The following is a 13,147-nucleotide window of genomic DNA, read 5'->3' on the forward strand; positions in this document are numbered from 1 at the left end:
GGCTGAGCAGCCGCCTTGTCCGGATCGGCCTCCGGCCTCTATCCTGACTTTGTGCCGCTACTAAACAAACCAAGGACGGCCGTTCCCGGGGGGCCCGGCGCACCCATCGCCTCGCCCTCCCTGTCCCGCCTCCGTACCGCGCTGACCGTGTTCTTCGCCCTCGACGGCTTCCTCTTCGCCGGCTGGGTGGTCCGCATCCCCGCGATCAAGGAACAGACCGGGTCGTCGGCGAGCGATCTGGGGCTCGCCCTGCTCGGCGTCTCGGCGGGTGCGGTGGTGACGATGACGCTGACCGGTCGGCTCTGCCGCCGCTACGGCAGCCATCCGGTGACCGTCGTCAGCGGCGCCCTGATGTCGCTGAGCATCGCCCTTCCGCCGATGACGCATTCGTCGCTCGCGCTCGGCCTGGTGCTGCTGGCCTTCGGGGCCGCGTACGGCGGAGTCAATGTCGCGATGAACAGCGCGGCGGTCGATCTGGTCGCGGCCATGCGGCGGCCGGTGATGCCCAGCTTCCACGCGGCATTCAGCCTCGGCGGCATGATCGGCGCGGGTCTCGGCGGACTCGTCGCGGGCGGGCTGTCCCCCACCGCGCATCTCCTCACCCTCACGGCGATCGGCCTGCTGGTCACCGCCGCCGCGGGACCTGTGCTCCTGCGCCACCCGGCGCCGGTCGCCGAGCACACGGCGAAGGGCTCGGGGAAGGACCGGGCGAGGGACGCGGCGCCGCGCAGGCTCAAGGGGCGTACGCGCCGGATTGTCGTCGTCTTCGGCGTGATCGCGCTCTGCACGGCGTACGGAGAAGGCGCGATGGCCGACTGGGGCGCGCTCCACCTCGAACAGGACCTGCACGCCCATGCGGGCATCGCCGCCGCCGGATACTCGCTCTTCGCGCTCGCCATGACCGCCGGCCGGCTCTCGGGGACGGCCCTGCTGGAGCGGCTCGGCCAGACCCGCACGCTGGTCGCGGGCGGCACCACGGCGGCTGCCGGCATGCTGCTCGGCGCGCTGGCACCCACCGTGTGGCTCGCCCTGCTCGGCTTCGCGGTGACCGGCCTGGGACTCGCGAACATCTTCCCGGTGGCCGTGGCCAGGGCAGGCGCACTCGCGGGACCCGGCGGCGTCGCGGCCGCGTCGACGCTGGGCTACGGCGGAATGCTGCTCGGCCCGCCCGCGATCGGCTTCCTCGCCGACTGGTTCTCGCTGCCCGTGGCGCTGACGACCGTGGCCGCTCTCGCCGGTGGCGCGGCCCTGATCGGGTACTCGGCACGAAAGATGTCCGTACCCCAGGGCGGCTGAGTACGCCGGGGACGCGGTTTCCGGGTCCGCACCGTACCCCTGCACCGCGCTGGTGGTCTCCGTGCTGATCCAGTCGCTCGCGCTCGCACTGTTCGTACGACTGCTCCGGGGACACCCGCACCCCGCGCACCCCCAGGGAGCGTGAGTGCGGTGGCACAATCTGGAGCATGGAGACCGCCCAGCTGATCAAGTTCCTTGTCCACGACGGCCAGTTGCTGGCGGCGGCTGCCGTCGAGGCGGGCCCCGACGCGATGGTGCCCACCTGTCCCGGCTGGCAAGTGCGGGACCTGCTGCGGCACGTCGGGATGGTCCACCGCTGGGCGACCGCCTTCATCACCGAGGGCCATACCGAATACCACCCTGCCGAGGAACGGTCCGACCTCGACGGCGAGGCGCTGGTGGAGTGGTTCCGGGAGGGACACGGGCTGCTGGTGGCGGCGCTGAGCGAGGCGCCCGCGGACCTGCGGTGCTGGACCTTCCTGCCCGCGCCGTCGCCGCTCGCCTTCTGGGCCCGGCGGCAGGCGCACGAGACGGCGATCCACCGCACGGACGCCGAGTCGGCGCTGGGCGCCACACCGAGCCCCGTGGCCGCCGAGTTCGCCGCCGACGGCATCGCCGAGCTGCTGGCCGGCTTTCACGGCCGCTCCCGCAGCCCGGTGCGCTCCGAGGCCCCGCGCTCACTTCGCGTACAGCCGGTCGACACGGATGATGTGTGGACCGTATGGGTGTCCACCGACGCGCCCCGTACGGAGCCCAGCGAAGAGGGGCCCGCGGACTGCGAGTTGAGTGGTACCGCCGAGCAGCTCTATCTGACGCTGTGGAACCGGCTGCCGCTGTCCGCCGTGTCCGTCACGGGCGAGGCGGACCTCGCCCAGCTCTGGCGTGAGATGTCCGCGGTCACCTGGTCCTAGGGCCTGTCGATCGGATCAGGCTGTCGGGTTCGCGAGCATCCGGGAGAGCACGGCACGCTGCAGCGGCTGCACCTCGGTGTGCCGGGCCCGGCCCGCCTCCGTGAGCGCGACCCGCACACCGCGCCGGTCCTCGCTGCACATCCCGCGGTTGACGAGGCCGTCCTTCTCCAGCCGCGCGACCAGCCGTGACAGGGCGCTCTGGCTCAGATGGACCCGGGACGCGAGCTCCTGCACCCGGAAGGAGCAGTCGCCGTCCCCGCTCTTTTCGGCGAGCACGTCGAGGACCTCGAAGTCACTGGCGCCGAGCCCGTGCCGGTGCAGCTCGCGGTCGAGCTCGCAGATCGTACGGGCATGCAGCGCGAGGACCTCCCGCCACTCGTCCACGAGCGCTCGCTCGGACTTCTTCGCCGCCATGACGGCACGGTAGCAGAAAAGACAGACTTTGTTGCATCGGAATTAAATGCATTTGCATTCAATGCATGCGCATGTACTGTCCTGCTCATGACCTCTCCGCTCACCGTCCCCGTAGCGCAGGAGCGCTGGAGCCCGCGACTCTGGGGCACTCTGCTCGTGCTCTGCGCGGCGATGTTCCTCGACGCCCTCGACGTATCGATGGTCGGCGTCGCCCTGCCCTCGATCGGGACCGATCTCGATCTCTCCACCTCGACCCTGCAGTGGATCGTCAGCGGCTACATCCTCGGATACGGCGGCCTGCTGCTCCTCGGCGGCCGCGCCGCCGACCTGCTCGGCCGGCGCCGGGTGTTCCTGATCGCGCTCGCCGTCTTCGCGCTGGCCTCGCTCCTCGGCGGGCTCGTCGATTCCGGGCCGCTGCTCATCGCCAGCCGCTTCATCAAGGGCCTGAGCGCCGCGTTCACCGCGCCCGCCGGACTCTCCATCATCACGACGACCTTCAAGGAAGGCCCTCAGCGCAACCGCGCGCTCGCCATCTACACCACCTGCGCGGCCACCGGCTTCTCCATGGGCCTGGTGCTGTCCGGGCTGCTCACCGAGGTGAGCTGGCGCCTGACGATGCTGCTGCCCGCGCCCATCGCCCTGATCGCGCTGCTGGCCGGCATCAAGCTGATCCCGAAGAGCAGCCGAGAGGACTCCGGGAAGGGATACGACCTGCCGGGCTCCGTCACCGGTACGGCCTCGATGCTGCTGCTCGTCTTCACCGTCGTCCAGGCTCCCGAAGCGGGCTGGGCATCGGCACGCACCCTGCTGTCCTTCCTGGCCGTGGCGCTGCTGCTCACCACCTTCGTCATCATCGAACGGCGCAGCCCGCACCCGCTGATCCGGCTGGGCGTACTGCGCTCGGGCAGCCAGATCCGGGCCAACCTCGGCGCGGCTTTCTTCTTCGGCTCGTACGTCGGTTTCCAGTTCCTCGTCACGCAGTACATGCAGTCCCTGCTGGGCTGGTCGGCGCTCCAGACGGCACTCGCCTTCCTTCCGGCAGGCGCCCTGGTGGCACTCTCCTCGACGAAGATCGGCTCGGTCGTGGACCGGTTCGGAACGCCGCGGGTGATCACCGCCGGCTTCAGCCTGCTGGTCGTCGCGTACGCGCTCTTCCTCCAGATCGACCTCACACCGACCTACGCGGCCGTGATCCTGCCCTCGATGCTCCTGCTCGGCGCGGCCTGCGCCCTGGTCTTCCCCTCGCTCAACATCCAGGCCACCAGCGGTGTGGAGGACCACGAGCAGGGCATGGTCTCCGGCCTGCTGAACACCTCGATCCAGGTCGGCGGGGCGATCTTCCTCGCCGTCGTCACCGCGGTGATCACGGCGGGCGGTGACACGGGCCGCTCCGAGCAGGCGGTGCTCGACAGCTTCCGGCCGGGCCTGGTGGTGGTGACCGCGATCGCGGCGGCCGGGCTGCTGATCACGCTGACCGGTCTTCGTACGCGCCGCAGCGGGCCGAGCGTCCTGGTGGCGAAGTCCGTACCGGAGACGGAGCCGGAGCGGGTGACGGTCGGCGACTGACCGGCACCGGGCTCAAGGGGGCGGCGGCCGACGGGAGTTCTTGCCCGTCGGCCGCCGCCCTGTGACACTCCGTGCATGGGGCGACGGACACAGGCGGAGCGGGACGCGATCACGGTCGAGATCGGCTTCGCTGTCGTCACCGGGTTCCTGGTGGGCGGACTGACGTTCCTGGCGATCGCCGGACCGATGATGGTGTTCCCCTTGTCGTCCGGCGCCGAGCGCCGACTGGTCCTCGCGGGCGCCGTGGCCGGTCTGGCCGTCTTCGTCTTACGCGTCGTGCACGTCCTGTGGCGCTTTCCCGGCGGGCCGGGCAACACCCGTCAGCCGAGCCAGCCCGGGCGCACCAACCCCGACTCGTAGGCCAGCACGACCAGTTGCGCCCGGTCGCGGGCGCCGAGCTTGACCATCGTGCGGCTCACATGCGTCTTGGCGGTGAGCGGGCTGACCACGAGCCTGCGGGCGATCTCCTCGTTCGACAGGCCGATGCCGACGAGGGCCATCACCTCCCGCTCCCGTTCGGTGAGTTCGCCAAGGCCCTCGGCGTCCGTGGGTGCCTTGGAGCGGGCCGCGAACTCCGCGATCAGACGGCGCGTCACGCCCGGGGAGAGCAGCGCGTCACCCTGCACCACCGCCCGTACCGCACGCAGCAGTTCCTCGGGCTCCGTGTCCTTCACCAGGAAGCCCGAGGCTCCGGAGCGGATCGCGTCGAAGACGTACTCGTCGAGCTCGAAGGTGGTCAGCATCACCACCTTCACCTCCCCGAGCTGCTCGTCCTCGGTGATTTTCCGAGTGGCGGCGAGACCGTCGAGCTCCGGCATCCGGATGTCCATCAGCACGACGTCGGGGCGCAGTTCGCGCACCAGCCGCACCGCCTCCTCGCCGTCGGCCGCCTCGCCCGCCACCTCGATGTCCTGCTGGGCATCGAGCAGCGCGCGGAAGCCTGCCCTCACGAGCAGCTGGTCGTCGGCGAGCAGTACGCGGATCACATCGTCTCCTTCGGCTGCACAGGGAGGTCGGCCAGCACCCGGAAGCCACCGTCCGGCCGTGGTCCCGCATCGATCGTGCCACCCAGTGCGGCGGCCCGCTCCCGCATTCCGACGAGGCCGTTGCCACTGCCGCCCGCGTCCGACCGGGTGGCCGGGCCGTCGTCGTCGATCCGCAGACCGAGCCGGCCCGGCGCGTAGGCGATCCGCACGCGCGCGGTGCGTGATCCCGAGTGGCGTACGACGTTGGTCAGGGCCTCCTGGACGATGCGGAAGGCGGCGAGATCGGTGCCGGGCGAAAGCGCGGTGTGCTCCCCCTCCGTCTCGATCTCCACGCTCAGTCCGGTGCCGGCGGCCTGTTCGACGAGTTCGGGGAGCCGGTCGAGTCCGGGGGCGGGCGCCCGAGGCGCGTCGCCCGGCGTACGGAGTGTGTCGAGGACCTGGCGCACCTCGCCCAGTGCCTCCTTGCTCGCCGCCTTGATGGTGGTGAGCGCGGTGCGGGCCTGCTCCGGGTTGGTGTCGAGCAGCGCGAGGCCCACGCCCGCCTGCACGTTGATGACCGAGATGGAGTGGGCGAGGACGTCGTGGAGTTCACGGGCGATCCGCAGCCGCTCCTCGTCGGCGCGGCGCTTCTCGGCGGCGGCGCGCTCGGCGCCCTCACGGGCCCACACCTCACGCCGTACGCGGACGAGCTCCGAGGCCGCGAGGACCGCCACCACCCAGGCGAGGACGACCAGTTCCTGCCCCCAGGGCGCCGCGTCGTCATTGCCCGGTGGCAGATACTCGTACAGCCAGTGCGCGATCAGCAGATGTCCTGCCCCGAGCCCGCCGACGGCCCACCAGGCAGCACGGCGGTGCCCTGAGATGACGGCCGCGAAAGCGCCGACGGCGACGCTGAGGAAGACGGGGCCGTAGGGGTAGCCGGCGCCGATGTAGATGAGCGCGATCGCGCAGACGCCGAATACGGAGGCGACGGGCCGGCGGTTGCGCAGCAGCAGAATCGCCGGACCTGCCAGCAGCAGCACGTCCGCGAAGGCGTCGATCGGTTCACGGTCCGGCTGGCCGTGCGCGGCGAAGCTCGACCCCACCATGGCGAACACGGCCAGGGCGATCGTCGAGAGCCACGGCACCTTGCCGGTGCTGCGCCGGGCTTCCCAGCGACGCAACGGCGGCGGTGGTCCGCCGCCCCGCGCCCAGGGGGGACCACCGCAGAAGCGGGTGCGCTGCTCATCCATACGGCCACGCTAGACCGGGCCGGGCGGACCGGGCGTCAGCCCGGCGTGGCGATCACACGTACTCCCTGTGCAGTACGCGACCTGCCTCAGGGCCTCACACCCATCAGACCGACCTCGTGCGCGAGGCGGGCCACGGCATGGACGAAGAAGTCGTCCCGGTCCTCGACGACACGGTTGAACTGGCCGAAGAGCTCGAAGGAGATCAGCCCGAACAGCTGCGGCCAGGCGCTCACCAGGGCCACCACGACGGCCGGCGGCAGATCGGGCGCGACGGTGGCGGTGAGGCGGTGGGCCTCGGGGCGCAGCTCCTCGGCGAGCGGGGGCAGCGCGATGCCGTTCGCGCGGTGGGCGTCACGGGCGATAGAGATCATCGCGAGTCCGACGCGGGAGGCGGGTCCGACGGTGTCCATGGGGGCGGAGTAGCCGGGGACCGGGGAGCCGTAGATCAGCGCGTACTCATGGGGGTGGGCGAGGGCCCAGGCACGGACGGCCGAGCAGAGCGCGACCCAGCGGGCCGGGTGATCCTGGGGGTCGGGGGCGTCGGCCAGTGCGGTCTCGGCCGCTGCGCCGACGGCGTCGTAGGCGTCGACGATGAGGGCGGTCAGCAGGTCGTCGCGGCTGGGGAAGTAGCGGTAGAGGGCGGAGGAGACCATGCCCAGTTCGCGGGCGACGGCGCGCAGGGAGAGCTTGGAGGCGCCCTCGGCGGCCAGCTGTCTGCGGGCCTCGTCCTTGATCGCTGCGGTGACTTCGACTCGGGCTCGTTCCCTGGCCCCTCGGATGGTGGTCATGGCGCGCAGTCTTTCACGTTTCGGAGCAGTGCCCAACAATGAGAGCACTGCTCTTGCTTTGGATCACCAATCCAGTGCACACTGCTCTTAAGCGAGAGCAGCGCTCTCTCAACCACAGGAGTCCACGATGTCGCAGGTGCACTACATCAAGCCCGGCCGCTTCGACAACATGCTCAATGGCGCTGTCGCCTGGCTCACCCGCCACGGCATCAGCGTCATGGGCACCGCCGAGCTTTCCGTACGCGGCCGCACCAGCGGCGAATGGCGGCGCATCCCGGTCAACCCGCTCCCCTACGAGGGCGGCCCGTATCTGATCTCCGCCCGTGGCCACTCCCAGTGGGTCCGCAATCTGCGGGCGGCCGGCGGCGGGCAGCTCCAAGTCGGCCGCAAGACCCAGCAGTTCACCGCGGTCGAGCTGCCCGACGAGGAGAAGCCCGCGCTGCTGCGCACCTACCTGGAGCGCTGGGGCTGGGAGGTCGGGCGCTTCTTCGGCGATGTCAACGCCAAGTCCACGGACGAGGAACTCCTCGCCGCGGCGCACAAGCACCCTGTCTTCCGGATCACCGTGACGAAGTGACCGCCGAGGCGGCCGAAGCGCAGGTCACAGCGACTGACCAGGCGCCCGACGCGCAGGTCACGGCGAGCGGCGAGACACCCGGTGCGAAGCCATCGCGACCGCCCACGCGGCCCCGCGCAAGCCACGGCGAGGGGCGAGACACCCGGTGCGCCAGTCACTGCGACCGGCGAGGCGCCCTCCCGGAGCGAGTCCGCGCCCCGGCCGCTCAAGCCGACGGTTCGCTCGGCTCCGCGCGGCGGTCGAGCGCTTCCAGTGCCCGCCGCGCCACCCCGTGCGTACGCACCAGCCCCGCCAGCGTCGTCGATCCACGCGCGATGTCCGCGAACGCCCGCCAGGCGGGCCGCAGACCGGTGATCGCCGCATGGAAAAGCCCCGGACGGCGCTCGAAGATCGCGAGCATCCGCCGCCCGACGCCCATCTCCACGCCAAGACCGGCCTTGATCGCGAACGCGTAGTTCAGCGCCTGACGCCTCGCGTCCACAGCGTCATGGGCCTCCGAGATCCGTACCGCCCACTCCCCCGCGAGCCGCCCCGACCGCAGCGCGAACGAGATCCCCTCCCGGGTCCACGGCTCGAGGAGACCGGCCGCGTCCCCGCACACCAGCACCCGCCCGCGCGACAGCGGCGAGTCGTCGCTGCGGCACCGGGTGAGATGTCCGGAGGAGATGGCGGGCTCGAATCCGGCGAGCCCCAGCCGTGCGATGAAGTCCTCCAGATAGCGCTTGGTCGCCGCGCCCTCGCCCCGGGCGGAGATCACACCGACCGTCAGGGTCCGCCCCTTGGGGAAAACCCAGCCGTAACTGCCCGGCATCGGCCCCCAGTCGATGAGCACGCGCCCCGCCCAGTCCTCGGCCACCGTCGCCGGTACCGGGATCTCGGCCTCCAGGCCCAGGTCGACCTGGTCGAGCTTCACCCCGACATGCGCGCCTATCCGGCTGGCGCTGCCGTCGGCGCCGACGACCGCGCGGGCCAGCACCGTCTCGCCGTCGGCCAGCACCACGGCGACCGTGCGCCGGTCCGGCACGGCGGGTCCGTGCTGCTCGACCCGGGAGACGGTCGCGCCCGTACGCAGCACGGCTCCCGCCTTCTGCGCCTGCTCGACAAGACCGGCGTCGAACTCCGGCCGGTTGATGAGCCCGAAGAGCATCCGCTTGGAGCGGCGCGTACGCGTCAACTTGCCGTTCAGCGAGAAGGTGACGGCGTGCACCCGGTCGAGCAGGGGCAGCTCGAAGCCCGGCGGCAGACTGTCGCGCGAGGGGCCGATGATCCCTCCGCCGCAGGTTTTGTAGCGGGGCAGTTCGGACTTCTCCAGCAGGAGCACCTGACGGCCGGCCACCGCCGCGGCGTAGGCGGCCGAGGCCCCGGCGGGCCCGGCGCCGACCACGACGACGTCCCACACCGGCTGGTCGTGCCCCGGCTCGTCGTGCTCACCCACGGCGTCTGCGTTCTCGCTGCTCACGATGTGCTTCTGCTCCCCATCCGAGGCGTGATCATGCTCTCGACGGCATCCTACGGCGCGGTCACTTCCTGCCCGTGGGAGGATCAACCACACATTCGCCGTACACATATCTCACAACGTCGCACCCACAAGGAGCGTGCCCATGACCGCCAATCCGATCGCCGAGACCATCACGTCCCTGATGCCCCGTGCCAAGGCGGAGCTGACGGAACTGGTGGCCTTCCAGTCGGTGGCGGACGAGGCCGTGGCACCGAGGAGCGAGTGCGAGGCCGCCGCGAACTGGGTCGCCGACGCGCTGCGCACAGAGGGTTTCCAGGACGTCGCGCTGCTCGACACCCCTGACGGCTCGCAGTCGGTGTACGGGCTGCTGCCCGGCCCGGAGGGTGCGCGGACCGTGCTGCTCTACGCGCACTACGACGTCCAGCCGAAGCTGGACGAGGCCGCCTGGGTGAGCCCGCCCTTCGAGCTGACCGAGCGCGGTGGCCGCTGGTACGGGCGCGGTGCCGCCGACTGCAAGGGCGGCTTCATCATGCATCTGCTCGCGCTGCGCGCCCTCAAGGCGAACGGCGGCGTCCCCGTCAATGTGAAGGTGATCGTCGAGGGCTCGGAGGAGCAGGGCACGGGCGGCCTGGAGCAGTACGCCGAGGCGCACCCCGAACTGCTGACGGCCGACGCGATCGTGATCGGCGACACCGGGAACTTCCGGGTGGGCCTGCCGACGGTGACGGCGACGCTGCGCGGGATGACGATGATCCGCGTCCAGATCGACACCCTTGAGGGCAATCTGCACTCGGGCCAGTTCGGCGGCGCCGCGCCCGACGCGCTGGCCGCACTCATCCGCGTACTGGACTCGCTGCGTGCCGCGGACGGTTCGACGGTCATCGAGGGGCTGCCCGCGCAGGCTCAGTGGGACGGACTGCAGTACCCGGAGGACGAGTTCCGCAAGGACGCCAGGGTCCTCGCCGGTGTCGGTCTGACCGGCAACGGCACGGTCGCCGACCGTATCTGGGCGCGCCCCGCCGTCACGGTCATCGGCATCGACTGCCACCCCGTGGCGGGCGCGACCCCCTCCATTCCGGCGAGCGCCCGGGCCCAGATCAGCCTGCGCGTGCCGCCCGGCCAGGACGCGGCCGAGGCGACCAAGCTGCTGTTCGCCCACATCGAGAAGCACACGCCGTGGAACGCCCGGGTCTCGCTGGAGCAGGTCGGCCAGGGCCAGGCCTTCCAGGCCGACGTCACGAGCCCCGCGTACACCTCGATGGCCGACGCGATGCGTGTCGCCTACCCGGGCGAGGAGATGCAGGCCTCCGGCATGGGCGGCTCGATCCCGCTGTGCAACACGCTCGGCGCGCTCTACCCCGAGGCGGAGATCCTGCTCATCGGTCTGAGCGAGCCGGAGGCGCAGATCCACGCGGTGAACGAGTCGGTCTCCCCCGAGGAACTGGAGCGGCTGTCCGTGGCGGAGGCGCTGTTCCTCCAGAACTACGCCGCGAGCTGACCGTCGAGCGCGCGTCCGGGTAGAGCCGAAGTGTACGCGTCGAGCCGAAGCAGTACGCGCAGAGCCGAAGCGGTACGCGCAGAGCTGAGAACGTACGCGCGAAGCTGAAGCCGTACGCCCACAGTGAAGGGCCCTCGCCTTGTGTCGGGGGCCTTTCTACGGTCGGGCGCATGGATGTCATCAAGCTTCTTCCCGAGCTGCACCTGCTGCGATTCCCTGTCGGCCAGGCCTATCTGTGGCGCGACGGGGACGAGTTGACGCTGATCGACGCGGGCACGATCGGCGCCGGTCCGCTCATCGCGGACGCCGTGAGGGGGCTCGGACTGCACCCCCGGGACGTGCGGCGGATCGTGCTGACCCACTTCCACGAGGATCATGCGGGCGGGGCGGGCGAGTTCGCGGCGCTGAGCGGTGCGCCGGTGCTGGCGCACCGGCTGGACGCGCCGTTCGTACGGGGCGACGAGCCGGGTCCGCCGCCCCTGTTCGAGGACTGGGAGCGGCCGATCTTCGCGGAGGTGGCGAAGCTGCTGCCGCCGCCGTCGGACGAGCCCGTATTGCCCTCCGCCGTACGGGAGTTGGAGGACGGGGAACTCCTCGACTTCGGGGGCGGGGCGCGCGTGGTCTCCGTGCCCGGGCACACGGAGGGCAGCATTGGTCTCCATCTCCCGGCGCACGGTGTCCTGTTCACCGGGGACGCGGTCGCCGCGGCACCGGAGCACGGCGGCGTTCTGATGGGCGTGTTCAACCAGGACCGTACGCGCACCGTGGAGTCGTTCCGGAAGCTGGCCGCACTCGACGCGGACGTCGCCTGTTTCGGCCACGGCGATCCGGTGACCCGCGACGCCTCGGCGAGCCTGCGGGCGGCGTTCGAGCGCGACCACGGGTAACCCGGGCCGCCCGGGGCGGGCCGTCAGACCGGGACGCCCGCCTCCAGGTAGAGCGCGGAGCCCCGCTCCCGCGCCCTCAGCGCCCAGCGCAGCCGCTCGTAGCGCGTCGGCGGCAGCAGCTCGGCAGCCTCCTCCTCGGCGACGAACCGCCAGCCGCGCAGCTCCGATCCGGGCAGCAGCACCCGCCCTGCCTCGCCGCTGTCCAGCCGGCCGCCGTCGTAGAGCAGCCGCAGCCCGCCGAAGCCCGGTGGCCGCGGCGCCTCCCAGTCGACCACCAACAGCCGGGGCACCTGGGCGAGTTCGATGCCCAGCTCCTCGGTCACCTCGCGCATCCCGCCGCGCGCGGGTGGCTCGCCGCGCTCCACCACTCCGCCCGGGAACTCCCAGCCGGGCTTGTAAGTGGGGTCGACGAGGAGCACCCGGTCCTCCTCGTCGAAGAGCAGTACTCCGGCGGCCAGTGTTTCGGCGGTCGGCTCGGGGGTCTGCACGATCTCGCAGACCGCGGCGTCCCCGCTGCGTACCGCCGCGGCTATGCGCCGCGCCGTCTGAAGGGGGTCGAGCCGGCTGGTGTCGATGACGTGCGCGTCGCCCCCGATCCAGTCGAGGGCGGCGAGATACGGCTCGATGTGGTCGTACGCCCATTGCCTCACGCGCTGGTCGGCATCCGGGATGTCCGGCTCCTCGCGGGTGGCGATCCGTTCGCGCAGGATCGTTTCATCCGGTCGAAGCAGCACATGCCGCACCGGAATCCGGCGGGAGGCGAGACCGCCGAAGATCTCGTCGCGGTACTCCTGGCGCAGCAGAGTCATCGGCACGACCAGCACCCCGCCGAGCTCGCTGAGCAGCGCCGCCGCCGTGTCCACCACGAGGCGCCGCCAGATCGGCAGATCCTGGTAGTCGCTCACCTCGGCCAGGCGCTTCTGCGGCAGCAGATGGCGCAGCTGGCCGCCGATGAGTTCGGGGTCGTACAGCGTGCTGTTCGGGATCAGATCGATCAGTTCGCGCGCGGTACTGGTCTTGCCCGCTCCGAACGCACCGTTGATCCAGACAATCACGGTTCCCCCTCTTCCGTAGCCCACAGTGGATTGCCCGCAACACCCTGCCACGAAAACCCGTGTCGGGAACCCGCCGGTTGATCGTGGTCGGCGTCGCGGATCCAACTGTGGCCGTGCTGTTGCCGGTTCACCACCACCGTGCGGGAACCTGGTGCGTCTCACCCTACGAACAGACGGCTTCGCCGGACCGTGACACGGGCGTGTGGAGCGTCGTTGGAGCGGGAGAGACAAGGGGGTGCGGGATGCGCCGTACGGTGTTGGAGAGGTTTCCCGCCGGGAGCCCGCGCGGGAGCTGGCCGGCCGAGGAGTTCGCACGCGCCCGCCGGGACGAGGGCCTGGCGGCGGAAGTCGTGATGGATCTGGAGACGGATGCGTTTCTGGTGATCGTGCACCAGCAGACCGCGGACGTCTGAGGCCCATGCCGGGGCCGGAACCTTTGCGGGTGGTGTTCGCGGCCACGGCTCGAACCGGTCCTGGC

At 71.2% G+C, this 13,147-nt stretch carries 14 protein-coding genes; 8 read left to right on the plus strand and 6 right to left on the minus strand.

Annotation, left to right across the window (positions count from 1 at the left end; translation table 11 throughout):
- The first annotated feature begins 51 nt into the window (after positions 1-51).
- Both OG741_RS05955 and OG741_RS05960 read left to right on the plus strand, forming a co-directional pair.
- Positions 52-1,296: an MFS transporter gene (locus tag OG741_RS05955; RefSeq protein WP_405595771.1), complete on the plus strand. Its 1,245-nt coding sequence runs from the start codon at positions 52-54 to the stop codon at positions 1,294-1,296.
- A gap of 167 nt (positions 1,297-1,463) precedes the next feature.
- Complete coding sequence (locus OG741_RS05960) at positions 1,464-2,207, plus strand: maleylpyruvate isomerase family mycothiol-dependent enzyme (RefSeq protein WP_405595772.1); 744 nt, start codon at positions 1,464-1,466, stop codon at positions 2,205-2,207.
- A gap of 15 nt (positions 2,208-2,222) precedes the next feature.
- On the opposite strand, the gene OG741_RS05965 is transcribed toward OG741_RS05960, so the two are convergent.
- A complete protein-coding gene (locus OG741_RS05965) occupies positions 2,223-2,621 on the minus strand; it encodes a MarR family winged helix-turn-helix transcriptional regulator (protein WP_405595773.1) in 399 nt (132 codons plus the stop codon).
- An 87-nt stretch (positions 2,622-2,708) separates the two neighbouring features.
- Between OG741_RS05965 and OG741_RS05970 the strand changes: the two genes are divergently transcribed.
- Together OG741_RS05970 and OG741_RS05975 are read left to right on the plus strand one after the other, a co-directional pair.
- A complete protein-coding gene (locus OG741_RS05970) occupies positions 2,709-4,187 on the plus strand; it encodes an MFS transporter (RefSeq protein WP_405595774.1) in 1,479 nt (492 codons plus the stop codon).
- A 75-nt stretch (positions 4,188-4,262) separates the two neighbouring features.
- Entirely contained in the window at positions 4,263-4,547 is a 285-nt protein-coding gene (locus tag OG741_RS05975) for a DUF6332 family protein (protein ID WP_405595775.1), read from the plus strand.
- Here OG741_RS05975 and OG741_RS05980 read toward each other — a convergent pair.
- The 3 genes from OG741_RS05980 to OG741_RS05990 all read right to left on the minus strand — a co-directional run bounded on the left by OG741_RS05980 (position 4,508) and on the right by OG741_RS05990 (position 7,193).
- A complete protein-coding gene (locus tag OG741_RS05980; RefSeq protein ID WP_324989232.1) occupies positions 4,508-5,173 on the minus strand; it encodes a response regulator transcription factor in 666 nt (221 codons plus the stop codon). The genes OG741_RS05975 and OG741_RS05980 overlap by 40 nt on opposite strands.
- Positions 5,170-6,405, minus strand: a complete 1,236-nt coding sequence (locus OG741_RS05985) for a sensor histidine kinase (protein WP_405595776.1) — start codon at positions 6,403-6,405, stop codon at positions 5,170-5,172. The genes OG741_RS05980 and OG741_RS05985 overlap by 4 nt, the downstream gene beginning before the upstream one ends.
- Positions 6,406-6,491: 86 nt before the next feature.
- Positions 6,492-7,193, minus strand: coding sequence for a TetR/AcrR family transcriptional regulator (locus OG741_RS05990; RefSeq protein ID WP_405595777.1), 702 nt, complete (start codon positions 7,191-7,193; stop codon positions 6,492-6,494).
- 127 nt (positions 7,194-7,320) lie between these two features.
- On the opposite strand from OG741_RS05990, the gene OG741_RS05995 reads away from it, so the two are divergent.
- Positions 7,321-7,770, plus strand: coding sequence for a nitroreductase family deazaflavin-dependent oxidoreductase (locus tag OG741_RS05995; RefSeq protein WP_405595778.1), 450 nt, complete (start codon positions 7,321-7,323; stop codon positions 7,768-7,770).
- A gap of 205 nt (positions 7,771-7,975) precedes the next feature.
- Here the strand turns inward: OG741_RS05995 and OG741_RS06000 are convergent, their stop codons facing one another.
- Entirely contained in the window at positions 7,976-9,229 is a 1,254-nt protein-coding gene (locus OG741_RS06000) for a geranylgeranyl reductase family protein (RefSeq protein WP_405595779.1), read from the minus strand.
- 142 nt (positions 9,230-9,371) lie between these two features.
- On the opposite strand from OG741_RS06000, the gene OG741_RS06005 reads away from it, so the two are divergent.
- Complete coding sequence (locus OG741_RS06005) at positions 9,372-10,727, plus strand: dipeptidase (RefSeq protein ID WP_405595780.1); 1,356 nt, start codon at positions 9,372-9,374, stop codon at positions 10,725-10,727.
- Positions 10,728-10,897: 170 nt separating this feature from the next.
- A complete protein-coding gene (locus OG741_RS06010; RefSeq protein WP_405595781.1) occupies positions 10,898-11,614 on the plus strand; it encodes an MBL fold metallo-hydrolase in 717 nt (238 codons plus the stop codon).
- Positions 11,615-11,637: 23 nt separating this feature from the next.
- On the opposite strand, the gene OG741_RS06015 is transcribed toward OG741_RS06010, so the two are convergent.
- Positions 11,638-12,669 carry an NUDIX domain-containing protein gene (locus tag OG741_RS06015; RefSeq protein WP_405595782.1) on the minus strand — a complete coding sequence of 344 codons (1,032 nt, stop codon included), beginning with the start codon at positions 12,667-12,669 and terminating at the stop codon, positions 11,638-11,640.
- Positions 12,670-12,911: 242 nt separating this feature from the next.
- On the opposite strand from OG741_RS06015, the gene OG741_RS06020 reads away from it, so the two are divergent.
- Positions 12,912-13,082, plus strand: a complete 171-nt coding sequence (locus tag OG741_RS06020; protein WP_405595783.1) for a hypothetical protein — start codon at positions 12,912-12,914, stop codon at positions 13,080-13,082.
- Positions 13,083-13,147: the final 65 nt, after the last annotated feature.

It is taken from the genome of Streptomyces sp. NBC_01410 (assembly GCF_045040195.1).
In the GTDB taxonomy this organism is placed as follows: Bacteria; Actinomycetota; Actinomycetes; order Streptomycetales; family Streptomycetaceae; genus Streptomyces.